Here is a 22,279-nt window from a genome sequence, read left to right on the forward strand (position 1 = left end):
GACTTCCGCCCTCACTCGATCGGGGGAGTCGGGCGCTCCCGCGCGTCCCGGTGGGGCCTCCCCGGGTACCCCCTCCGCGGTGTCCACCCGGGACACCCCCGAGGAGGTTCGAACGCACATGGGCATCGGTGACAAGTTCGACGAGCTCAAGGAGAAGGCCAAGGACGCGCTGGGCCAGCACGGCGACAAGGTCGACCAGGGGGTCGACCGGGCCGGGCAGTTCGTCGACGAGCGGACCGGCGGGCAGCACACCGAGCACATCCAGCAGGGGACGGAGAAGGCCAAGGAGGGGTTGGACCGGTTCGGGCAGCAGTGATCACCCGGCGGTGGCCGGGCAACCACCTGTCCACGGCCGGCTGACCACTCGTCCGCGGCCACTGGCGGTGACCGCCTGGATCGCCAGGCCGTGGCCGCGTGATCACTCGACCGTGATCACCCGTTCGTAGCAGCGGGTGACCCCGGTCCGTTCCCGGCCCCGGGTCCTCGGGGTTCTCGGAGTCCCCGGAGTCCCCGAGCGAGCAGGAGGGCCGCCCCAGCGCGGGGCGGCCCTCCTCGCGCGCCCCGGCGGTCCTCCCCGGGGCCCCGCTCGGCTCAGGAGCCCAGCCGCGACGCCAGCAGCTGCTTGCCCTGCTCGGCGCCCTTGCGGCTCTCGGCCTGCGCGCGGCGGAAGAAGTCCGCCAGCTCGGCGTCACCCGCGCGCTCGGCGTCGGCGATGTAGCCCTCCAGGCGCAGCGCGTTGCTCAGGCACGCCTCGACGAACCAGATGATGTTGTAGTCCTTGTCCCGGGTACCGGTCACCTGACCGGATTCGGTGGTGGACACGTGACCTCCTCACTGGGTTGCGTGGTGCTACCCGAATGGTGCCCCCCGGATACCCGGGCCGAACGCCCCGGACACGTGCATAAGTGCCGTACCCCTACGGATCGCTTCCCCGATTGTTCCCCGTCGGGCGTCACCCGACAGTGGGTGTGCCGCCTCACCCCTGCCGAGGCGGCTGAAGGGGAAGCACAGTGAAACGACCACGTCCCGGCGCCGCGTCCCTGGCCGCAGCGGCGGTCCTGCTCCCGCTGCTGGTGGCGGCCGCACCAGGGCACGCCCCCGCCGCGAACTACGAGGGCGGGACGGTGCCCGCCGGCGCCGACGCCGGCCCGTCCTTCCACAACGGCCAACCCGCGACGGTGGACGAGTTCCCCGCCGTCATCGCCGGCCTGCGCGAGGGCGGCACCCGTCCCCGGGGCCAGTCCTGCACCGGCTCGGTCATCGCGCCCCGGAAGGTCCTCATCGCCGCCCACTGCGCCGACGCGGCCGGTGAGAAGAGCTTCCTGTACGGGCTGGACGACCTCGACGCGGGCGGCGGGTTCCGCACCGCGGTCGTGGAGTACGCCAAGCACCCCCGGTACGTCAACTTCGACCAGGGTTACGACGTGGCCGTGGTGACGGTCGCCGACGACATCCCGGTGCCCGGCGGCCGGTACGCCCGGTTCGCCACCTCCGCCGACGCCGGCCTGGTCACCCCCGGCGACAACGGCCTCGGCTTCGGCTACGGCAAGAAGGAGTTCGACGACAGCAGCCGCGACGTCACCCTGGCCAAGGCCACCCTGCCGGTCGTCGACGGCGACCGGGTCTGCCAGGGCGTCGGCGCCGGCTTCAAGTCGGCCACCATGATCTGCGCCGGCTACGCCGACGGCCGCACCGCCATCCTGCCCGGTGACAGCGGCGGCCCGCTCGTCGTGGCCGGCAAGGTCGTCGGCGTCGCGTCGTGGAGCCGGTCGGACTTCAAGTGGTACAGCGTCTACGCCCGGCTGACCAACGACATGGGCGACTGGGTCGCGCGGCAGGTCGGGGACTCCACCGTGGGCGTGTCCCCGGCCGGCGTCACCGCGCCGGCGGGCGGCCACGTCTCGACCACCGTCACCACCGCGGCGGGCCCGACCGGCCCCGAGCAGGCGACCCTGTCGGCGTCGGGCCTGCCGGCGGGCGTGCGGGCGCTGTTCCAGCCGGCGGCGGTGCGGACCGGCTCGAACGCGAAGCTGACCTTCGAGGTGGCGGCGACCGCGCCGAGCGGCACCCACCCGATCACCGTCACCGCCACCACCGCGTCCGGGCGGACCGGCACCGCGCCGGTGACGCTCACCGTGCGGGGGCAGAACCCCGGTGACGTCGCGGTGACCGCCAACCCGTCGTCGGCGTCGGTGTCGCAGGGCTTCTTCGCCCGGTTCACCGTCGGCGCGTCGGGCGGGGCGGGCGACCTGGCGCTGTCCGCCACCGGCCTGCCGGCGGGCGCGACGATCCGGTTCAGCCCGCCGGCGGTCACGCCGGGCGGCAGCGGCACGGCGCTGCTGTGGACGGGCTTCCAGACCCCGCCGGGGACCTACCCCGTGGTGATCAGGGCGACCGCGGCGGACGGGCGGACCGGGACGGCGACGTTCACGCTCACCGTCACCGGGTGGGGGACGTCGGGGCGCGGGGTGGCCTGACGTCCGGTCGGGAGCGGGGGTCCCCAGCGAGGGCGGGGACCCCCGCTTCCGGCGTGTCCGGCGAGGACGAAGCCCCTGTTCGCGCCGTGTCCGGTGAGGGCTGGAAGCCCCCGCTTCCGGCGTGCCCGCCGAGGGCGAAGCCCTCCGCTCCCGGCGTGCCGGGCGAAGGCGGAACCCCACTTCGGGCGTGCCCGCGGGTCTTCGCGGTCTCAGCCCGCCAGTTCGGCCCAGACGACCTTGCCGCCGTCCCGCTCCTCCGTGCCCCACGAAGCGCTCAGCGCCTCCACGATGATCAACCCGCGCCCGCGGGCAGAGTCGACCTGGACCGGTCTCGGCTGGGGCAGGGCGGGGGAGTTGTCGGCCACCTCGATCCGCACCCCCGTCGCCGTCCGCGAGACGGTCAGCCCCACCGGCCCCTCCGCGTGGTCCACCGCGTTGGACACCAGCTCGGTCACCACCAGCGCGGCGTCGTCGGTGACGTCCGGCGACAGGCCCCACGTCGAGGCGGCCTCCGCCAGCACCTGCCGCGCGCGTGCCGATGAGCCCGCTGAGGCGGGCAGCGTCACGGCCACCGGCGCCGCTGGCTCGTTGCGCACATCCGCTCCCGTTGATCGGCTGTCACCGCATCGTCGCACATCCGCCGCGCGGACCACCGAGTGGTCGTGCCCAAAGCGGCGTGCCGCACGTTCAGTGGCGGCGCTCGGGGCGACGGGTGGCTAGGCTCGGGCCCCATGGAGTTGCGGGTGCGCAGTGAGGTGCGGGGCGGCTGGACGGTCGTCGCGGTGTCGGGTGAGCTGGACGCGGACACCGTCCCCCTGCTCTCCGACCACCTCGAGGAGAGCACGGGCGACCAGGTGGTGGTCGACCTGAGCGGGGTGCCGTTCATGGACACCACCGGCCTGTCCCTGATGCTCGACTGGCACCGGCGCCTGGACGGTGCGGGCGGCGAGTTCCGGATGGCGTCCCTGCAACCCTCGGTGCACAAGCTGTTCCGCCTGACCGAGCTGACCGAGGTCATGCACATCCACGACACCGTCGAGGCGGCCACCGCCGCCCGGTGACGCCCGCGAGCGGAGGACTCGCGGTGCCGGGGTGGAGGACTCGCGGTGTCCCGGTGGAGGACACGCGCGGGGTCAGTCCTGTTCGACGCCCAGGTAGAACGCGATCAGGCGCAGCAGGTGGTCGGTGTCCACGGGCTTGGTCACGTAGTCCGTGGCCCCCGACGCCAGCGACTTCTCCCGGTCGCCCTTCATCGCCTTCGCCGTCACCGCGATCACCGGCAGGTCGGCGTAGCGGGACATGGCCCGGATCGCCGCCATGGTCGCGTTGCCGTCCAGCTCGGGCATCATGATGTCCATCAGCACCAGCGCCACGTCGTCGTACTGCTCCAGCGCCCGCACCCCGGTGATCCCGTTGTCCGCGTAGATCACGTTCAGCCCGTGCAGCTCCAGCACCGAGGTCAGGGCGAACACGTTGCGCAGGTCGTCGTCGACGATCAGCACCTTCTCGCCGTGGAAGCGCATCGGCGGCGGGGGCAGCTCCTCCGGCGCCACCACGGGCTCGGCGGCGGGCTCGGCGGGCGTGAGCAGTTCCGGCAGCTCCTGCGCCTCGACCACGACCTGCGGCAGCAGGCCCTGCTCGCCCAGCGGCAGGTACAGGGTGAACGTCGAGCCGAAGCCCGGCTCCGAGCGCACGTCCAGCCGCCCGTCCAGCAGGGTCGACAGCTCCCGGCTGATCGACAGGCCCAGGCCGGTGCCGCCGTACTTGCGGGACGTGGTGCCGTCGGCCTGCTGGAACGCCTCGAAGATCACCGACAGCTTCTCGGCCGGGATGCCGATGCCGGTGTCCTGCACGTCGAACGCCACCGAGTCGCCGACGACCCGGATCCGCAGCTTGATCTCACCGTCGTGGGTGAACTTCACCGCGTTGGACAGCAGGTTGCGCAGGATCTGCTGGACCCGGTGCTCGTCGGTGTGCAGGGTGGACGGCACGTCCGGGTCCACCACGACGTCGAAGGCCAGGCCCTTCTCCGCGGCCAGCGGTGAGGTCAGCGCCTCCACGTAGGCCACCAGGTCCGACACCCGCACCGGGTCGGTCTGCACCTGCATGTGCCCGGCCTCGACCTTGGTCAGGTCGAGGATGTCGTCGATCAGCTGGAGCAGGTCGGTGCCCGAGGAGTGGATGGTCCGGGCGAACTCCACCTGCTTGGGGTTGAGGTTGCCGTCGAGGTTGTCGGCCAGCAGCTTCGCCAGGATCAGCAGGCTGTTCAGCGGCGTGCGCAGCTCGTGCGACATGTTCGCCATGAACTCCGACTTGTACTTCGACGCCGACGACAGCTGCCGCGCCCGCGCCTCCAGCTCCACCGAACCGGCCCGCAGCTCCTCGGTCAGCCGCTGGGACTCGGCCAGCAGGCTGTCGGTCCGCGCGTTGGCGAGCATGGTGTTCACGTTGACGCCGATGTTCTCCTTCAGCTGGTCGAGCAGGTCCAGGTGGACCTCGGTGAACTCGCCGAACGACCCCAGCTCGATCACGCCCAGCGTCTCGCCCTGGAACACGATCGGCAGGATCACCAGGTTCGCCGGCGGCGCGGCGCCCAGCCCCGAGGTGACCTGGAGGTACCCCGGCGGCACGTCGGTGACCAGGACCGTCTTCTTCTCCACGGCGACCTGGCCGATCAGGCCCTCGCCGCGCTTGAACCGCCAGGGCCGCCCGCCGCGCGGCGACCAGCCGTAGGCGGCGGTCAGCTCCAGCACCTCGGACTCGTTGTCGACCAGGAAGAACGCGCCGTGCTGGGCGGAGACCAGCGGCGTCAGCTCGCTCATCACCAGCGACGCCATCGCCTTGAGGTCGCGGTGGCCCTGCATCTGGCCCGACAGCCGGGCCAGGTTGGTCTTGAGCCAGTCCTGCTCCTGGTTGGCGCGGGTCGACGCCCTCAGGTTGCTGATCATCCGGTTGATGTTGTCCTTGAGGTCCGCGACCTCGCCAGAGGCGTCCACGGTGATCTGCCTGGTCAGGTCGCCCGCGGTCACCGCGGTGGCCACCACGGCGATGGCGCGCACCTGGCGGGTGAGGTTGCCGGCCAGCTCGTTGACGTTCTCGGTCAGCCGCTTCCAGGTGCCCGAGACGCCCTCGACCTCGGCCTGGCCGCCCAGCTTGCCCTCGGTGCCCACCTCCCGGGCGACCCGGGTGACCTCCTGCGCGAACGAGGAGAGCTGGTCGACCATGGTGTTGATGGTGGTCTTGAGCTCCAGGATCTCGCCGCGCGCGTCCACGTCGATCTTCTTCGACAGGTCGCCGAGCGCCACGGCGGTGGTGACCTGGGCGATGTTGCGGACCTGGTTGGTCAGGTTGTTCGCCATCGAGTTGACGTTGTCGGTCAGGTCCTTCCACGTGCCCGCCACGTTGGGCACCCGCGCCTGGCCGCCCAGGATGCCCTCGGTGCCTACCTCGCGCGCCACGCGGGTCACCTCGTCGGCGAACGCGCGCAGGGTGTCCACCATGCCGTTGATGGTCTCCGCCAGCGCGGCGACCTCGCCCTTGGCCTCGACGGTGATCTTCTGGGACAGGTCGCCGCGGGCCACCGCGGTGGCCACCTCGGCGATCGACCGGACCTGCGTGGACAGGTTGTCGGCCATGACGTTGACGTTGTCGGTCAGGTTCTTCCAGGTGCCCGCCACGCCAGGCACCCGCGCCTGGCCGCCCAGCCGCCCGTCGGTGCCCACCTCGCGGGCCACGCGCGTCACCTCGTCGGCGAAGGCCGAGAGCTGGTCGACCATGGTGTTGATGGTCGACTTCAGCTCCAGGATCTCGCCGCGCGCGTCCACGGTGATCTTCTGGGACAGGTCGCCGAGCGCGACCGCCGTGGTGACCTGGGCGATCGACCGCACCTGGGCGGTCAGGTTGTTCGCCATGAAGTTGACCGAGTCGGTGAGGTCGCGCCAGGTGCCGGCCACGCCGGGCACCTGGGCCTGGCCGCCTAGCCTGCCGTCGGTGCCCACCTCGCGCGCGACGCGGGTGACCTCGTCGGCGAAGGCGGAGAGCTGGTCGACCATCGTGTTGATGGTGTCCTTCAGCTCCAGGATCTCGCCGCGCGCGGTCACCGTGATCTTCTGGGACAGGTCGCCGCGGGCCACCGCGGTCGCGACCTGGGCGATGTTGCGGACCTGCGAAGTCAGGTTGCCCGCCATGAAGTTCACCGAGTCGGTCAGGTCGCGCCAGGTGCCGGCCACGCCGGGCACCTGGGCCTGGCCGCCCAGCCGCCCGTCGCTGCCGACCTCGCGCGCCACGCGCGTCACCTCGGCCGCGAACGAGGAGAGCTGGTCCACCATCGTGTTGATGGTGGTCTTGAGCTGGAGGATCTCGCCGCGCGCGTCGACGTCGATCTTCTGGGACAGGTCGCCCTGCGCCACCGCCGTGGTGACCTGGGCGATGTTGCGGACCTGCGAAGTCAGGTTGCCGGCCATGAAGTTGACCGAGTCGGTGAGGTCGCGCCAGGTGCCGGCGACGCCGGGCACCTGGGCCTGGCCGCCCAGCCTGCCGTCGGTGCCCACCTCGCGGGCCACCCGGGTGACCTCCTGGGCGAAGGCCGAGAGCTGGTCGACCATGGTGTTGATGGTGGTCTTGAGCTCCAGGATCTCGCCGCGGGCGTCCACGGTGATCTTCTGGGACAGGTCGCCCTGGGCCACCGCGGTCGCGACCTGGGCGATGTTGCGGACCTGCGAGGTCAGGTTGTTCGCCATGAAGTTCACGTTGTCGGTGAGGTCGCGCCAGGTGCCCGCGACCCCGGTGACCTGGGCCTGGCCGCCCAGCCTGCCGTCGGTGCCCACCTCGCGCGCGACGCGGGTGACCTCGTCGGCGAACGAGGAGAGCTGGTCGACCATCGTGTTGACGGTCTCCTTCAGCTCCAGCATCTCGCCCGCGACCGTCACGGTGATCTTCTGCGTCAGGTCGCCCTGGGCCACCGCGGTCGCGACCTGGGCGATGTCGCGGACCTGCTTGGTCAGGTTGTCCGCCATGAAGTTGACCGAGTCGGTGAGGTCGCGCCAGGTGCCGGCCACGCCGGGCACCTGGGCCTGGCCGCCCAGCCGCCCCTCGGTGCCGACCTCGCGCGCCACCCGGGTGACCTCGCCCGCGAACGTCCGCAGCGTCGCGGTCATCGAGTTGAAGCTCTCCACCAGCGCCGCGACCTCGCCGCGCGCGTCCACCACGATCTCCTGCGACAGGTCGCCCTCGGCGACCGCGGCGAGCACGCGGCTCAGCTCGGCGGTCGGCCGGGTCAGGTCGTCGATCAGCCCGTTCACCGCTCCCGCGGCCAGCTCCCAGCCGCCGGTGCCGGTGCTGGGCGCCAGCCGCTCGCCCAGGATGCCCTCCTGGCCCACCGACTGCCGCACCCGGGTCAGCTCGCCGACCAGCCACTGGTTGCGCTCGGCGATCTCGTTGAACGCCTCGGCCAGCTCGGCGCCCACCCCGCCGCGCGGCACGACGAGGCGGCGGCGGAAGTTGCCGTCCCTCATCTCCCGCATGGCGGACAGGAGCCGGGCCAGGGTCACGTCCGCGTCGTCCTGAACGGTCGTCACGAGAGCCTCCGATGTCAGCGGAACTGCGCCAAGCCTGCCACTGTTGGGGGCGACTTGTCCGATAGGTTGGGTCGAACCCGACACACAGGAGCCGAGATGGCCCAGGGCTACCGGCAAGGCGCCGAGACGGGCCTCGACCTCGACTCGTGGCACCGTCTCGTCGACGGCTTCCACGAGGCCGTGGTCGTGCTCGACCCGGACGCCGTCGTCCGCCTGGTCAACCCGCTCGCGGCCGTGCTGTTCCCGGACGCGCGGCCGGGTGCCGTGCTGCCGCAGCCGGGGGGCCGCAGGCAGGACCTGGGCGGCGGCTGGACCGCGTGGTACCGGGCCGCCGACGACTTCCTGGACCGGGCGGGCCGGCGGTTCGCCCTGTTCAGCGACCGGGCGGAAGCGCTGCGCGCGGTGGTCGAGCTGGCGCCCGCCCGGTGCGCGGTGGCGGTGCTGCCGGGGCTGCGCGGGCGGCTGGAGTGGTGGCGGCGCACCGCCGGCGGCGAGGTCGCGGTGACCCGCACGCCCCGGCAGGCCGCCACGGGCGCGGCGGGGCTGGCCGCCGTGCTCGACGGCGAGACCGGGCAGGCCGAAGTCACCACTTCGGGTGAGGGGCCGTGGGGCGTGTCGGGCACGGGCGTGGCGGTGCCCCTGACGGAGGGCGGCGCGCTGCTGTGCTTCGGCGGCGTGCGGGACACCGACCTGCTCCGGCGCTACGCCGAGCGGGCCTCGGTCGCGGTGGCCGCGGGCACCCGGTTCGCCGAGCAGGAGCGGGTGGTGTCGGCGCTGCGGGCGAACCTGCTGCCCGCGCCGCTGCCGGAGGTGCCCGGCGTGCGGCTGGCCCGCGTCTACGAGCCGGCGCACGCGGAGGCGCTGGTCGGCGGCGACTTCTACGACGTGCACCCGCGCGAGGACGGCAGCGCCGCGTTCGTGCTGGGCGACGTGGCGGGCAACGGGGTGGAGGCGGCCGCGCAGAGCGGCCGGGTCCGGCAGAGCCTGCACACCCTGCTGCTGGTCGAGCAGCGACCCGCGCAGCTGCTGCACCTGCTCAACGCCGCGCTGCGGGCCGCGGGCAGCAGGCTGTTCACCACCCTCGTGGTCGGCACGATGGTCGCGGTGCAGGCGGGCGGCCTGCGCCTGACCCTGGCCGCGGGCGGGCACCCCGCGCCGCTGGTGCTGCGCACCGACGGCCGGGTGGACGAGGTCGCGGTGCACGGCGGCATCGTCGGCGTGCTGCCGGAGGTGCGGTTCCACCAGACCACGGTCGTGCTCGCGCCGGGTGAGACGCTGCTGCTCTACAGCGACGGGGTGACCGAGGCGCGCAAGGACGGCGACCGGCAGGAGCTGTTCGGCGACCTGCGGCTCAAGGCGGCGCTGTCGGACTGCGCCGGCATGCCCGCCGAGCGGGTGGCCGACCACCTGCGGCGGCTCGTGTTCGGCTGGCTGGGCACGGCCGAGCACGACGACCTGACCCTGATGGTGGTGCAGGCCACCGGCTGACGCCGCCGCGACGGTCCACACAGGACCGCCGGCACCCCGGCTCCCGCTGGGCGGAAGATCCGTTGAACCGCCCGCGGCGGGCCCGGTACCGTCCGGACGCGCGACCGGGCGCGGACCGTACCGCGCAGCGCAAGCCGCTGAACGGGGGAGGCCCGCGACCGCACCGGGTTCACCCACCCCGACCACCCGCGCGGCCCGGCGCGGTGGAAGGATTTCCGGGGGTTCCGCCGGAGCGCCTCCAGAACAGCGGGGCCACAGCTTCGACACCCAGTCAAGGGGAGCATGAAACCGTCTTTGACCTCTGAGCACGGCGCCCGCTCACTGTGGGGTCCGCTGTTCACGGACCCGGACGTGGAGGCCGAGATCTGCGACCGGGCGTGGCTGCGGGCCATGCTCGACTTCGAGCGCGCGCTGGCGATCGTGCAGGCCCGTGCGGGCCTGGTGCCCGAGGAGGCGGCCCGGATGGTGGTCACCGCCATCGACGTCGGGCACTACGACCCGGTCGTCCTCGGCGAGGACGCGCCGGCCTCGGGCACGCCGGTGGTGCCGCTGGTGCGGGCGATCGCCGCGCACGTCACCCCCGAGGGCCGTGCCGCCGTGCACAACGGCGCCACCAGCCAGGACGTGCTGGACACGGCGTTGTCGCTGGTCGCGCACCGGGCCCTGGGGCCGGTGCTGGTCGGGTTGCGCGCGGTGGCCGCGGAGTGCGAGCGGCTCGCCGAGCGCCACCGGGACACCCTGATCGCGGGCCGCACCCTGGCCCAGCACGCGCTGCCCACCACGTTCGGCCTCAAGTGCGCCGGGTGGCTGGTCGCGGTCGACGAGGCCGAGACCGCGCTGGCCCGGGTGCGCGCCCACCGGCTGGCGGTGCAGTTCGGCGGCGCGGCGGGCACGCTGGCCGCGGTGGCCGACCCCGGTGCCGCGCTGACCGACCAGCTGGCCGCCGAGCTGGGCCTGGCCGCGCCGCTGATCCCCTGGCACACCAACCGGACCAGGGTCGTGGAGCTGGCCGGCGCGCTGGGCGAGGTGGCGGGCGTGCTGGGCAAGATCGCGCAGGACGTGGTGCTGCTCGCGCAGACCGAGGTGGCCGAGGTCGCCGAGGCCGAGGGCGGCACGTCGTCGGCCATGCCGCACAAGCGCAACCCGGTGCGGGCGGTGCTGGTGGCGGCGGGCACGCGGCGGGTGCCGGGCCTGGTGTCCACCCTGCTGGGCTCGATGGTGCAGGAGCACGAGCGGGCGGCGGGCGCGTGGCACAGCGAGTGGCAGACCGTGACCGAGCTGCTGCGGCTGGTCGGCGGCGCGGTGCGCGGCACGCGCGAGCTGCTGTCGCGGCTGCGGGTGGACACCGAGCGGATGCGGCGCAACCTGGAGCTGACCGGGGGCCTGCTGATGGCGGAGAACGTGGCCGTGCGGCTGTCCGCCGCGATCGGCCGCGCCGAGGCGCAGGACCTGGTCGCCGAGGTGTGCCGGACCGCGGTGGCCTCGGGCCGGCCGCTGCGCGACGCGCTGATCGCCGACCTGCGGATCGGGCTGACCGAGAAGGAGGTCGACGACGCCCTGGACCCCGCCTGCTACGTCGGCAGCGCGGGCGAGTTCGTCGACCGGGCGCTGGCCGCGCACCGGGGGAGGGGCAGACCGTGAAGCTGCACCACGAGTTGAGCGGGCCGCCGGGCGCGCCGGTCGTCGTGCTGGGCAACTCGCTGGGCACCACCACCGCGCTGTGGGACGCGCAGCTGCCGGCGCTGCACGAGCGGTTCCGGGTGCTGCGCTACGACCACCGCGGGCACGGCGGCAGCCCGTCCGCGCCGGGGTCCTACCGGCTCGACGACCTCGCCGACGACGTGCTGGAGCTGCTGGACGCCCTGGAGCTGCCCAGGGTGTCCTACTGCGGGGCGTCCATGGGCGCCATGGTCGGGATGTGGCTGGCCGGGCACGCGCCCGAGCGCATCGAGCGGCTGGTGCTGTGCTGCACGGTCTCCACGTTCACCGCGGCCCGGCCGTGGCACGACCGCGCGGCCCGGGTCCGCGCGGCGGGTACCGCGGCCATCGCCCGCGAGGTGGTGGGGCGCTGGTTCACGCCGGAGTTCGCGGGGCGGTTCCCGGAGCTGGTGGGCGCGTTCGAGGCGGACCTGTCCGCAGTGGACGACGACGGGTACGCGGGCTGCTGCGACGCGCTGGCCGCGCTGGACCTGAGGTCGGTGCTGACCGCGATCGAGGCGCCCACCGCGGTGATCTCGGGTGCCTTCGACGAGGCCACGCCCGCGCGGTGCGGCCGGGCGGTGGCCGAGGCCATCCCCGGCGCGACGTTCCACGTGGTGCCCGCGGCGCACCTGGTGAACGTGGAGGCCGCGGAGGAGGTCTCGGCGATCATGCTCAAGCACCTCTGAGCGGACCGTCCGACGCCGACACGTCCGCCGGCGGAACGACCGCGCACCTCTTCCGCCGGCGCGCCCCACCGTCGGCAGGTCGGAAAAGCCCCGAGGGGTGGCGCCGGAGCGCCACCCCTCGCACCTGCACCGCTCGTTACCGGTCGTGGGCTTCCTGCTTGACCTGCCGGCCGGACTCGCGGGCGTGCTCGCCGACCTCCTGGGCCGAGCCCTTGGCGTGCTCGGCGGTGGCCTGCGCGGCCTGCTGCGCGGTCTGCTTGACCTGGTCGGCTGCCTCGCCCGCGGTCGACGCGACGTCGTCCTTGAGCTTCTGCGCCGACTCGGTGAGGGCCTGCTTCACCGGCTCCACCACGTCGCCCGCGCGCTCGCCGAGCCGGTTGACCGCGTCCTCCTCGGCCCGCGTCGCGGGCAGCAGCGCCGCCACGACCGCACCCGCGCCGAACGCGATCAGGCCCGCCGCCAGCGGGTTGCCCTGCGCCTGCCGCCGCGCCCGCTCGGGCGCCTGCTGCACGGCGTGACCCGCCTGCTGGGCGGTCTGCGCCACGGCGTGCGCGGCCTCCTGGGCCTTGTCGCCGACGGTGGACGCCGCGTCCTTGGTCCGGTCACCGACCGTCGAGGCCATGTCCGAGGTCCGGTACTGCACGGCCGTGGTGTCGGGCATCGTGCCCATCACTCGCTCCCTCAGGGTCGTCAGACCGCGCCGGACCCGGTTGACCCGGCGCTGCGCGATGTTGCGCGGCCTGGTGTGGTCGACGATGCGGTTGGCGTCGGCGACCAGTTCGGCGCGGGTTCGGTCGATGTCGTGCCTTATTTGGTCGGGTGTCGGGCCCATTCCGCATCCTCCTTGAGGGTTTCGATGGTGCGCTCCGGCTTCGGCGACACGCGGCGCAGTCGCGCGCGGCCGGTGGAGAACAGGGCGAACCCGGCGATGCCCCACAGCGCGGCGACGATGAGCGCCGCCCAGCCCAGGGGCATGACCGCGCCGAGGGCGAAGACCAGGGCGAGGCTCAGCAGGACCGCGGTCATGTAGCCCGCGAACCCGGCGGCGCCGAGCATCCCGGCGGCCTTGCCCGCCTTCGACGCCTCCTCCCGGATCTCGGCCTTGGCCAGCTCCAGCTCCTGCCGCATCAGCTTGGACAGGTCCTGGGTCAGCTCGCCGATCAGCTCGCCCAGCGACGTGCGGTCGTCCTCGGGGCCCACGTCGGTGCGCGGGTAGGGCACCTCGGAGGCCGCGCCGGGGACCGCTCCGGGCATCGCGCCCGGCATCGCGCCCGGTACCGCTCCCGGTACCGCTCCCGGCGCCGCGCCGGGCACGGTCCCGGCGGTGCGCCCGGTGGTCTCAGCGCTGGACATACGAGCTGCCCTCCGACTGGTAGGCAGTACCCGGCTGACCGGTGCCCTGGCCGTACTGGCCGGTGGCGTACCCGCCGCCGGCGGGGTAGCCGGTGCCCGCCGGGTAACCGGTGCCCGGTGCCTCCGCGCCGGTGCGCGGGGCGGGGGTGCTGAACTCGGGCTCCTGCGGCAGCTGCGCGGTGGTCGGCAGCGGCGTGGTCTCGTCGGTCAGGTAGCCCTGCCGCGAGGTGAGGTCGCGCTGCTGGGGCTGCTGCTGGCCGGACCCGCTCATGCTCTTCGCGACGCGGGTGACCAGGAACCCGGCCACGGCCGCGCCGATGAGGAAGGTGCCCGGCTTGCGCCGCGCGAAGTCCTGGGCGGACTCCAGCAGGCCCTGGGCACCCCGCTCGTCGAGGAACCGGGCCGCCTGCCGGCCGGACTCGGCGACCTGGCGCAGCGCCGGGGCCGTCATCGAGTCGGGACCCGAGTTCTCCGCCATCGAGTGCAGCTCGTCGGCGATGCGGTTGATCTGCTGCGACACGCGCTGCGCCTGCTGCTCGGCCTCGCCGGCGACGCGCTGCCGCACGTCGTGCACGACGTGCTTGGCCTGGCCCTTGGCCTCCTGGGCCACCTGGGCGGCCTGTTCGCGTGCGGTGGCACCCACCTCTCCGGCGGCCTGCCTGGCGTGCCGCGCCACGGCGGTGCCTTCCTGTTCGGCGGTCTCGCGGACCGCGCCCACCTGGTTCTCGGCCACGACTGACTCCTCACGGTCGGCGTGTTCTCGCCAAGGGACCTACCCAGGGCACGCCGGGCTAATCAACTTCGCCATGGCAAAGATCTTTTGCCGGAATGTGGGCCGGCCCCGCCGCCTGGGTAGGGCGCGCGGGGCCGGGCAATTCGTGTTCGGGTGTCAGAACGAGAAAACCGTACCGGTCTCGTTTTCCATCACGCAGCGGTTGGGGAATTCCTCCGTGTAGCGGACCTGCTCGCCGCGGTAAGAGCCGAGCGCGACCACCGTCACCGGGTCGTACTCGAAGGTGCAGATACCCGGTTCACCGGTGCCGAGCCGGGTGAAATCACCGCCGGCGGCCTCCAGCTCGCCGCACGCCGCCTGGGCGCGGGCGTGGTCGCCGGCCGCCGGGTCGCAGGTGAGCCGAGTGCTCTGCACACCGCTTTCCTGCTGGTAGACGGCGAGCACGAGGTCGGTCTCCGGCGGGGCGGCGGACGCGCTGCCCGCAGTGACCAGCGGGGCGGCCAGCAGGCCCGACGCGAACAGGGACGCCATGAGGGTTCGAGTTCGTCGCATGGCGGTTGGGTGACCTGATCGGGTGGTTCGTATTCGGGCCGGATTGATGTGTCACCGAAACGTCGTAACGTCTGCGGTCATCTCGCGCGGGCCCTGTCCGGGCGATGTCCTGCGAATACCCGGGAAAATTCCCGGCGGCCCCGAATAAGGCGCTCGACGGGTTTTCCGACGGGTGCTCACCAGGTGGGGCGGGCGGAGATCCCGCCGTCCACCACCAGGTCGTGCCCGGTGATCCACCGGGCCATCGGTGAGGCCAGGAACACACACGCGTCGCCGACGTCCTCGGGCGCGCCGAGTCGGCCCAGCGGCGCCGCCCGCGTCCACCGGGTCACCCCGTCGGGCCACTCCTGCTCGATGCCGGGCCGGGAGACCAGTCCGGGCGAGACGGTGTTGACCCGGACGCCGCGCCCGCCGTACTCCAGCGCGGCGGCGCGGGCGTGCATGACCAGCGCCGCCTTGGAGGCGCTGTAGTGCGCGTGGCCGGGCGCGGGCCGGGAGCCCTCCACCGAGGCGACGTGCGTGATCGAGCCGCCGGGCCGCATCACCTCCACCGCCGCCTGCGTGCAGGAGAACGCGCTGGTCAGGTTCAGGTCGACCACCGCGCGCCACTCGGCGGCGCGCATCCCGGCCAGCGCCTGCACCGGCTGCACCCCGGCGTTGTTGACCAGGGCGTCCAGCCGCCCGCCCCACTCCACGGCCTCCCGGACCACCCGGCGGCACGCGGACTCGTCGGTGAGGTCGGCCGCGACCGCGAGCGCCCGGCCGCCCAGTTCGTCGACCAGGTCCCCGACCGGTTTCCGGTGGCCGTGCAGCACCAGCGCCGCCCCCGCCGCCGCGAACCGCCGCGCGATGCCGTGCCCGATCAGACCGCTTGCCCCCGTGACCAGGGCGACGGTGCCGCTGAGGAGTTCCACGACTGCGGAGAGTAGCGGTTCGTGGCCCCTCTTGGTCAGCGCCAAGTGGGGAACCGTGCCGGTCCCGGCGTTAGACCGGTCGGAGCGGCGCGTGCGGACCGTCGGGCAGCTCGACCACGATCCCGTCGCCGGGGCGCACCTCGCCGCCCGCCAGCACGACGGACATGACGCCCGCGCGGCGCACCACCTCGCCCCGCTCGTCGCGGCCGACGACCTCCTTGAGCAGGCCCGGTCGGAACGCCTCGATCTGCGGGCACGGGTTGCGCAGGCCGGTCACCTCGACCACGGCGTGCGCGCCCAGGCGCAGCCTCGTGCCGGTGGGCAGGCCCAGCAGGTCCACGCCCCGCGTGGTGACGTTCTCCCCGAGCTGCCCGGCGGCCACGTCGAACCCCTTGGCGTTCAGCTCGTCGTGCAGCTCGGCGTGCATCAGGTGCACCTGGCGCAGGTTGGGCTGGGACGGGTCGCGCGCGACCCGCGACCGGTGCTTCACGGTGACGCCCCGGTGCACGTCACCCGCCACGCCGAGACCGGCCACCAGGGTGATGGTCTCGTGGTTGGGCTTGGTGAACGTGTACTCCCCGCTCCGGCTCACGGCCGCGATGATCCCCATGCCGCCGACCCTAACCGGTAAGACTTTTCGCGGTCGTGCCGATAAACGCGGTGCACAACCCCCTCTGCCGAGGACGAGCCATGGACGACCACCTGAACCACCGGGCCCTGGCGATGCTGCGCGCCGTCGCCGCCGGGCGTGCCGAGGTGACCACCAGCCGACAGCCGGACCTGCGCGTGGACGGCCTGCTGTGCTGCGACCAGGCGGCGGCGCGGGAACTGGCCCGGGCCGGGCTGCTCCGTCCGGCCGAGCGCGACGCGCCCGGCTCCTGGGTGCCGGCCGAGCTGACCCCCGCCGGGCGCGCCGCACTCGCGTGACGGGCTCTTGACGCTGTGTTCGCACACCGGTTGACTGCGTGGCTGTAACCGGTTTCGGTACCGGTTCCGACACCGCAGTCGAGGAGTGAGCCGTGCGAGTCACGATCGCCGAGGTCGCGCAACGAGCCCAGGTGAGCAAGGCGACCGTGTCCCGCGTGCTCAACGGCAAACCGGACGTGGACGCGGCCACGGCGGCGCGGGTGCGGCAGGTGATCGCCGACGTCGGCTACGTGCCCAGCGCGCGGGCCGTCGGCCTGGCGCGCGGCCGGGCCCGCACCGTCGGGATGCTGGTGCCGTCGCTGACCTGGCCGTGGACCGGCGAGGTCGTGCAGGGCGCGGTGGACGAGCTGGAGTCCGACGGCTACGGCCTGCTGCTCTACACGGTCAACCGGGGCGCGGAGTCGCTGGCGCAGTTCGCCAGCCACGTGTCGGCCAAGGCGTTCGACGGGTTGCTGGTGATCGAGCCGCCGGACACCCTCAGCTACATCGAGACCCTGCACGACCAGGGCCTGCCGGTGGTGATGATCGACGACCGGGGGAGCAGGCCCGGGTTCCCGTCGGTGATCACGACCAACCGGGAGGGCGCGCGGGCCGCGGCCCGGCACCTGGTGGCCGCCGGGCGGCGGCACTTCGCCGTGGTGACGGGGCCCGCCGACTTCGGCTGCGTGCGCGAGCGCCTCGACGGGTTCCTGGACGCCCTGGGTGAGCTGGGTGTGCACGTCGACCCGAGGTTGGTGGTGGAGGGCGACTTCACTACCGAGCGGGGTGCGGTGGCGACGGAGAAGCTGATGGCGGCGGGGTTGCCGTTCGACGCGGTGTTCGCGCACAACGACCTGTCGGCGCTGGGGGTGACCAAGGCGCTGGCCGCGGCGGGGCGGGTGGTGCCCGACGACGTGGCCGTGGTGGGCTTCGACGACATACCGATCGCGGGGCACGCCGACCTGACCACCGTGCGGCAGCCCATGCGGGAGATGGGCGAGGCCGCTGCCCGGCTGTTGCTGTCCCGGTTGGAGGGGGCCACGCCGCCGGTCGACCCGGTGGTCCTGCCCACGACGCTGGTGGTGCGGCGGACCGGGTGAGTCGGTCGTTCGCCGGGGCGGGTGGGTTTGGGTGAGTCGGTTGTCCGCCGGGGTGGGTGGGTCGGTTGTCCGCCGGGGTGGGTGGGTCGGCTGTTCGCCGGGGTGGGTGGACTGACCCACAACCCGCTGGGGCGGACGGGTTCCGGTTCTTCCGGGACTGCCTTGTCCGTCCGGACTGCCTTGTCTTCCCGGTCCTCCCGGCGTCTTCCCGGTCCTTCCGGCGGGCGCGGTCTTCCCGGGCACCTCGGCCCGTCCGGTTCTTTCGACGGGCGCGATCATCCCCGGTCCTGTGGCGCGGTGCGGGAAGGCGAGGTCACACGTCTCACCAACCCGCACCGCCACCAGACCGGCGCGACCGCTGTTTGTTCAACGCATCGCGTCGAACCTGGCATGACCACCAGAGTGGTCCGGCCATGCTCCGCGCGGGCACTGGCAAGCCTCTGGTACCCAAAATGAAGCCCCGGCACTCAACTTGATGTTACTCCGAACAGAGCAGCTTCAAGGGGATCGCCCGACACCAATGTCAACATTCGACATTTGACATTCGTCGGTCCAGGACACCAGCGCGCCGCCGTGGCTCACGCACAGCACCCGCGCCCCACCGCCGAAATCCCCCTCGTCCACCTCGACGTCCGCCGGGCAGGGCGGCGCCACCGGCACCCCGGCGAGACCCGGTCGAACAGCTCCCGCTCCTCGGGCGGGATCACGGGCGGGGAGCGGGCGCGTCACCCCGGACCACCGGCGCCTCCAGCACGCGCGCGACCACCGGCGCCCCGGTCAACGCCCGCGGCTCCGCCGCCGAACCGGTGTGGTCGTGGTGGAAGTGCGTCAGCACGATGCGCGCCACCGGCCCCGGGGCCGCGATGCCGGCCGCGTACCCGGCGGTGCCCGGGTCGACGACGGTCAGGCCGTCGGCACCCTCCCACGCGCACGCCTGCCCGACCGGGAAGCACAGCACCCGCGGGCCCGGCACCACGTCGATGATCCCCATGCCGGCCACCCGCACCCGCCGCGGTTTCGCCGAGGGCGGACCGGTCACTGGCAGAGCTGGTGGTGCGACCCGTCGGGGTTGACGCACGGGATGTAGCCGGCCGCCTGGATCAGGGTGCTCCCGGCCCGGCCGGTCAGGTAGGCGAGGAAGTTCGCCAGCCGGGTGCCCGCCGCCGGCTCACCCCTGGTGTAGACGTGCTCGATGGTCCAGAACTGGTAGCCCTCGTCCTGGTCGGGCTGGATGTTGCTGATGTCGGGGTACACGTCGTCGAGCTGGACCGGCACCACGCTGCGGCTCTTGCGCTGCGGGTTGGTCGGCGGGATGTCGACGTAGCCGATCGCGCCCGGCGTGGTGCTGATCTCCGCGATGGCGGTGCCGTTGTCGTCGCGCTCGCAGCGCACCGCGCTGGTCCCGGGCACGCCGGTCTTGCGGTTCTCGCAGTCGTCGGAGGTCAGGCCGCCCTCGGCGGTGCCGAGGACCCGGTCCTCGAAGATCCCGCGACTGCCGGACTCCGCGCCGCGGCTGACGATGCGGATCGGCAGCCCGGCCGCGCCCGGCGGGGTCCGGCCGGTCAGGTCGTCCCAGTACCGGACCTCGCCGCTCCAGATCCGGCGCAGGTCGCCGGTGCTCAACCCCTTCACGCCGCGCGCGGACACCGACTCGTTGACCGCGATGCTGTAGATCGCCACGGCGATCGGGTGCGCCTCCAGGTCGCTCCCGGCCGGGTACGGGCCGTCGTGGACGACCGCCAGCTCCTCGGGCTTCGGCGCGGCACCCGCGGGCTCGACCAGCTCCAGCATGCCCTTCTTGCTGCCGGTGGCGTCGGTGGTGATCGCCGGACCGTCGTCGCACGCCGCCGAGTACTGCGCGGCCACCGGTTCGACCACCGGCATGAACACGCTGGACCCCGCGAGCCGCAGCGGTCCGGGGGCGCACCGGATGCTCGGGTCGCGGGTCGGCGGACCGACCAGCAGGGACGCGATCACCGCGACGAACAGCACCACGGCCAGGCCGCCCGCGACCCTGGGCAGGGTCACCCGGGACTGCTTCTTCTCGTCGATGATCTCGCCGTTGGACAGGTGCCCGCGCTGCACGACCTTCTTGTCGATCGCGACCTGGTCGGGTGCCGCGGCGTCGTCCTCGACCGGCTCGTGCAGCACGACGACGAGCTTGAACTTCTCCCTGCGCTTGAGGTCGACCTTGTTCAGCTGCACGCCGTGGTGCGACGGTTCGACCTCGGGCGGTTCCGCCGGGCTCGCCACCGGCTGCTGGGGGCGCAGCAGGCCCAGGATGAGCTGCGGCAGCCGGGCCTCGCGCACGGTGGCGCTCTCCCGGGACACCACCTGGGGCTGGCCCGGTCCGGTGGCGGCGCCGAAGAAGTCCATGTTGTCGCTGACGACCTCGCGGACGCGGTCGCTCGCCTCGGAGATGCGGGCGTTCCACACGATGCGCTTGCCGAAGGTGAACGACAGCGGCTCGACGAAGTCGGTGGGGACGATCGGGAAGCTGCTGCGGTTCTCGATCCGGATCACCACGATGCTCATCCGGTCCAGCAGCCGGATGACCTGCAACGCCTGCCGGTCGGCCGTGGACAGGCCGCCGCTCAACCGGATCTGCCTGGTCGAGTCGTCCGCGCTGATGCCGATCCGCGAGTTGTAGAGCACCCGGTACACGACCCGCTTGGGCGTGATCAGGTAGTGCTTGACCAGGGGGACCAGGCCCAGGGCCAGCCCGACCAGGCCGAGGACGAGCTGCCCGCGGCCGCTGCTGAAGAAGTCGACGAGGGACGTGCCGCTCACGCCCGAATGATGGGCCGGGCCGGTCGGGAGGGTTCCCGGATCACCACCTGTTCAGCCACCGGACGGCTGTGGTTCAGGCCGGTGACGCGCTGCCGTGACCGGGGGCCTTGCGGGGGCGCGTGCGGGGCTGGGCCGCTGTGGCTCGCGGGCGCGAGTCGTGACCGCAAGCGCGTGCGGGGGCCGGGTTGGCCTGGAGGGCGAGTGGTAGCCGCGTGCGGGGGCCGGGCTCGACCCGCGAGCGTCACGACCGCGTGCCGGACCAGGCCGCCCACAGCTCGGCGTACCGACCACCGGCCGCCAGCAGCTCCTCGTGCGCCCCGCTCTCCACCACCCGGCCGGCCTCCAGCACGACCACCCGGTCGGCCGTCGCGGCCTGGGTGAGCCGGTGCGCGACCACCAGGCCCGTCCGCCCGTCGAGCGCCCGCGCCGCGGCCTCCTCCAGCTCCCGGGCCCCGGCGCTGCCCGCGTCCGCGGTCGCCTCGTCCAGCACCGCCACGGGCGGGTCGAGCAGCACCAGCCTGGCCAGCGCCAACTGCTGCGCCTGCGCCACGGTCAGCCGGTGCCCGCCCTCGCCGACGACGGTGCCCAGCCCCGCCGGCAGCGCCCGCACCCAGCCGAGGGCGCCGACCCGGTCGAGGGCGGCCAGCAACTCGTCCTCACCCGCCTCGGGACGGGCCAGGCGCAGGTCGTCGGCCAGCGTCCCGGCGAACACGTGCACCTCCTGGGTGATCAACGCGACCGAGCCCGGCTCCACACCGCCGATGCTGCCCTCGGTCGGCTCGTGCACGCCCGCGACCAGCTTGGCCAGCGTCGTCTTGCCCGCGCCGGACGCGCCGACCAGCGCCACCCGCTCACCCGCGCCCAGCTCCAGGTCGACGTCGGCCAGCACGGGGTGGCCGGGCAGGTAGGAGTACCCGACGCCGGACAGCTTGACCGCGGCGCCCGCCGACCGCACCCGCTCCCCGGTCGGCGGCACCGGCTCGTCGGTCACGCCCACCAGCCGCGCCAGGGACGCGGTGGCGGCCTGCACGTCGTCGGCCAGCGCGAGCGCCGCGTTGACCGGGTTGAACAGGCTGTGCAGGTACAGCGCGGCGGCCGTCGCCGTGCCCACCGACGCCGCGCCCGCGCCCACGAGCAGGAAACCGGTCACCAGCACGCCCGCCAGGCCGATGAACTCCGCCAGGTTGAGCCGCCCGTAGAACGAGGTCAGCAGCCGGGTGCCGCGCAGCGCCAGGTCCACCGCCTCGCGCGACCGCGACCGCACCCGCCCGACGTGCGACCCGGCCAACCCGAACGCCCGCACGGTCGCCGCGCCGCCGATGGAGTCCAGCAGTTGCTGCTGCTGCGCGCCGACGGCGACCCGCTGCGCGGCGTACAGCCGTGCCGCGCGCCCGCCGTACCAGCGCACGGTGTGCACGTGGACCGGCAGCGCCAGCAGCACCGGGACCAGGAAGCGCCAGTCCAGCACGGCGATGCCGGCCACGGTCAGCGCGATGGTCAGCGCCGAGCGGGCCATCACCGGCAGCGCGTTGCGCACCGCGTCCGCGACCATCTGCACGTCCCGGGTGACCCGCGAGGTCAGGTCGCCCGCGCCGGCCTCCTCCACCCGTGCCAGGGGCAGGTGCAGGGCGCGGGTGACGAACTCCTCGCGCAGGTCGGCGAGCACCCCCTCGCCCAGCCGCGCCACCAGGGACGTGCCCCACGCCGCGGACGCGCCCTGCACCAGCGCCACCAGCGCCAGCACCACCACGAGCCAGGTGATGTCGGCGGACCCGGCGCCGACCACGTCGACGATCCGGCCCAGCACCGGAGCGGTGAGCAGGCCGACCGCGGTGCCCACGACCAGCACCAGCGCCGCCGCCCACGCCAGGCCGCGCCGCGGCCGCACCAGCGCGCCGACCGCGGCCCGGGTACGAGCACCGGAGGCGACGGCCAGCAGCTCACGCATCGGCACGACCGGTCGTGGACGGCCGGGTTCGCGCACCGGGAGCGACCGCCGGAAG

Annotated in this window: 20 protein-coding genes and 1 pseudogene; 8 read left to right on the forward strand and 13 right to left on the reverse strand. The window is 73.6% G+C overall.

The annotated features are described in order from the left end of the window. The first annotated feature begins 79 nt into the window (after positions 1–79). Positions 80–316 carry an antitoxin gene (locus tag EKG83_RS18945; protein ID WP_228122686.1) on the forward strand — a complete coding sequence of 79 codons (237 nt, stop codon included), beginning with the start codon at positions 80–82 and terminating at the stop codon, positions 314–316. Positions 317–591: 275 nt separating this feature from the next. Here the strand turns inward: EKG83_RS18945 and EKG83_RS18950 are convergent, their stop codons facing one another. Beyond that, positions 592–822 (reverse strand): ferritin family protein, encoded by a 231-nt coding sequence (locus tag EKG83_RS18950; protein ID WP_033434390.1) that lies wholly within the window; start codon positions 820–822, stop codon positions 592–594. A gap of 188 nt (positions 823–1,010) precedes the next feature. Between EKG83_RS18950 and EKG83_RS18955 the strand changes: the two genes are divergently transcribed. Continuing rightward, complete coding sequence (locus EKG83_RS18955; RefSeq protein ID WP_033434391.1) at positions 1,011–2,477, forward strand: trypsin-like serine protease; 1,467 nt, start codon at positions 1,011–1,013, stop codon at positions 2,475–2,477. 209 nt (positions 2,478–2,686) lie between these two features. Here EKG83_RS18955 and EKG83_RS18960 read toward each other — a convergent pair whose 3' ends face one another. Further along, positions 2,687–3,073: an ATP-binding protein gene (locus EKG83_RS18960; protein WP_033434392.1), complete on the reverse strand. Its 387-nt coding sequence runs from the start codon at positions 3,071–3,073 to the stop codon at positions 2,687–2,689. A gap of 147 nt (positions 3,074–3,220) precedes the next feature. Between EKG83_RS18960 and EKG83_RS18965 the strand changes: the two genes are divergently transcribed. Continuing rightward, positions 3,221–3,538, forward strand: coding sequence for an STAS domain-containing protein (locus EKG83_RS18965; RefSeq protein ID WP_248782446.1), 318 nt, complete (start codon positions 3,221–3,223; stop codon positions 3,536–3,538). Between the two features lie 72 nt (positions 3,539–3,610). Here the strand turns inward: EKG83_RS18965 and EKG83_RS18970 are convergent, their stop codons facing one another. After that, positions 3,611–8,053 carry a HAMP domain-containing protein gene (locus EKG83_RS18970; RefSeq protein WP_153278213.1) on the reverse strand — a complete coding sequence of 1,481 codons (4,443 nt, stop codon included), beginning with the start codon at positions 8,051–8,053 and terminating at the stop codon, positions 3,611–3,613. 96 nt (positions 8,054–8,149) lie between these two features. On the opposite strand from EKG83_RS18970, the gene EKG83_RS18975 reads away from it, so the two are divergent. From EKG83_RS18975 to pcaD, 3 genes are all read left to right on the forward strand, one after another. Beyond that, positions 8,150–9,541, forward strand: a complete 1,392-nt coding sequence (locus EKG83_RS18975; protein WP_033434394.1) for a PP2C family protein-serine/threonine phosphatase — start codon at positions 8,150–8,152, stop codon at positions 9,539–9,541. Between the two features lie 294 nt (positions 9,542–9,835). Further along, complete coding sequence (pcaB, locus tag EKG83_RS18980) at positions 9,836–11,182, forward strand: 3-carboxy-cis,cis-muconate cycloisomerase (RefSeq protein WP_228122688.1); 1,347 nt, start codon at positions 9,836–9,838, stop codon at positions 11,180–11,182. Beyond that, positions 11,179–11,928 (forward strand): 3-oxoadipate enol-lactonase, encoded by a 750-nt coding sequence (pcaD, locus tag EKG83_RS18985; protein ID WP_033434395.1) that lies wholly within the window; start codon positions 11,179–11,181, stop codon positions 11,926–11,928. Before pcaB ends, pcaD begins: the two co-directional genes overlap by 4 nt. Before the next feature lie 136 nt (positions 11,929–12,064). Here the strand turns inward: pcaD and EKG83_RS18990 are convergent, their stop codons facing one another. The 7 genes and pseudogenes from EKG83_RS18990 to EKG83_RS19015 all read right to left on the reverse strand — a co-directional run bounded on the left by EKG83_RS18990 (position 12,065) and on the right by EKG83_RS19015 (position 16,090). Beyond that, complete coding sequence (locus EKG83_RS18990) at positions 12,065–12,598, reverse strand: hypothetical protein (RefSeq protein WP_228122690.1); 534 nt, start codon at positions 12,596–12,598, stop codon at positions 12,065–12,067. 87 nt (positions 12,599–12,685) lie between these two features. Then, positions 12,686–12,760, reverse strand: a pseudogene (locus tag EKG83_RS49645) (hypothetical protein); the annotation flags it as partial. Then, positions 12,736–13,281, reverse strand: a complete 546-nt coding sequence (locus tag EKG83_RS18995; RefSeq protein ID WP_228122691.1) for a phage holin family protein — start codon at positions 13,279–13,281, stop codon at positions 12,736–12,738. The gene EKG83_RS18995 and the pseudogene EKG83_RS49645, both read right to left, overlap by 25 nt. Continuing rightward, a complete protein-coding gene (locus tag EKG83_RS19000; RefSeq protein WP_051766724.1) occupies positions 13,268–14,014 on the reverse strand; it encodes a hypothetical protein in 747 nt (248 codons plus the stop codon). The genes EKG83_RS18995 and EKG83_RS19000 overlap by 14 nt, the downstream gene beginning before the upstream one ends. Positions 14,015–14,170: 156 nt before the next feature. Beyond that, positions 14,171–14,545, reverse strand: a complete 375-nt coding sequence (locus EKG83_RS19005; protein ID WP_033434397.1) for an SSI family serine proteinase inhibitor — start codon at positions 14,543–14,545, stop codon at positions 14,171–14,173. A gap of 197 nt (positions 14,546–14,742) precedes the next feature. Next, positions 14,743–15,480: an SDR family NAD(P)-dependent oxidoreductase gene (locus EKG83_RS19010; RefSeq protein WP_033434398.1), complete on the reverse strand. Its 738-nt coding sequence runs from the start codon at positions 15,478–15,480 to the stop codon at positions 14,743–14,745. Positions 15,481–15,550: 70 nt separating this feature from the next. Then, positions 15,551–16,090, reverse strand: a complete 540-nt coding sequence (locus tag EKG83_RS19015; protein WP_194283036.1) for an MOSC domain-containing protein — start codon at positions 16,088–16,090, stop codon at positions 15,551–15,553. Positions 16,091–16,170: 80 nt separating this feature from the next. On the opposite strand from EKG83_RS19015, the gene EKG83_RS19020 reads away from it, so the two are divergent. Beyond that, on the forward strand, positions 16,171–16,407 hold the full coding sequence (locus EKG83_RS19020; RefSeq protein WP_033434399.1) for a hypothetical protein: 237 nt from the start codon (positions 16,171–16,173) through the stop codon (positions 16,405–16,407). A gap of 92 nt (positions 16,408–16,499) precedes the next feature. After that, the gene (locus tag EKG83_RS19025) at positions 16,500–17,486 is read left to right on the forward strand and encodes a LacI family DNA-binding transcriptional regulator (protein ID WP_033434400.1); all 987 of its coding nucleotides are present in this window, start codon (positions 16,500–16,502) and stop codon (positions 17,484–17,486) included. 703 nt (positions 17,487–18,189) lie between these two features. Here the strand turns inward: EKG83_RS19025 and EKG83_RS19030 are convergent. From EKG83_RS19030 to EKG83_RS19040, 3 genes are all read right to left on the reverse strand, one after another. Continuing rightward, positions 18,190–18,477: an MBL fold metallo-hydrolase gene (locus tag EKG83_RS19030; protein WP_153278214.1), complete on the reverse strand. Its 288-nt coding sequence runs from the start codon at positions 18,475–18,477 to the stop codon at positions 18,190–18,192. 44 nt (positions 18,478–18,521) lie between these two features. Continuing rightward, the gene (locus tag EKG83_RS19035; RefSeq protein WP_033434401.1) at positions 18,522–20,276 is read right to left on the reverse strand and encodes a PstS family phosphate ABC transporter substrate-binding protein; all 1,755 of its coding nucleotides are present in this window, start codon (positions 20,274–20,276) and stop codon (positions 18,522–18,524) included. Between the two features lie 241 nt (positions 20,277–20,517). Then, positions 20,518–22,224, reverse strand: a complete 1,707-nt coding sequence (locus EKG83_RS19040; protein WP_033434435.1) for an ABC transporter ATP-binding protein — start codon at positions 22,222–22,224, stop codon at positions 20,518–20,520. Between the last annotated feature and the right edge of the window lie 55 nt (positions 22,225–22,279).

The organism is Saccharothrix syringae, from assembly GCF_009498035.1.
Lineage (GTDB): Bacteria > Actinomycetota > Actinomycetes > Mycobacteriales > Pseudonocardiaceae > Actinosynnema > Actinosynnema syringae.

What these genes read in the sequence shown, in the direction of transcription:
- EKG83_RS19040 (WP_033434435.1), bottom strand. Translation starts at nt 22,224, where the DNA reads ATGCGTGAGCTGCTGGCCGTCGCCTCCGGTGCTCGTACCCGGGCCGCG.
- EKG83_RS19030 (WP_153278214.1), bottom strand. Translation starts at nt 18,477, where the DNA reads ATGGGGATCATCGACGTGGTGCCGGGCCCGCGGGTGCTGTGCTTCCCG.
- EKG83_RS19005 (WP_033434397.1), bottom strand. Translation starts at nt 14,545, where the DNA reads ATGGCGTCCCTGTTCGCGTCGGGCCTGCTGGCCGCCCCGCTGGTCACT.
- EKG83_RS18990 (WP_228122690.1), bottom strand. Translation starts at nt 12,598, where the DNA reads ATGGGCACGATGCCCGACACCACGGCCGTGCAGTACCGGACCTCGGAC.
- EKG83_RS18995 (WP_228122691.1), bottom strand. Translation starts at nt 13,281, where the DNA reads ATGTCCAGCGCTGAGACCACCGGGCGCACCGCCGGGACCGTGCCCGGC.
- EKG83_RS19020 (WP_033434399.1), top strand. Translation starts at nt 16,171, where the DNA reads ATGGACGACCACCTGAACCACCGGGCCCTGGCGATGCTGCGCGCCGTC.
- EKG83_RS19015 (WP_194283036.1), bottom strand. Translation starts at nt 16,090, where the DNA reads ATGGGGATCATCGCGGCCGTGAGCCGGAGCGGGGAGTACACGTTCACC.
- EKG83_RS18975 (WP_033434394.1), top strand. Translation starts at nt 8,150, where the DNA reads ATGGCCCAGGGCTACCGGCAAGGCGCCGAGACGGGCCTCGACCTCGAC.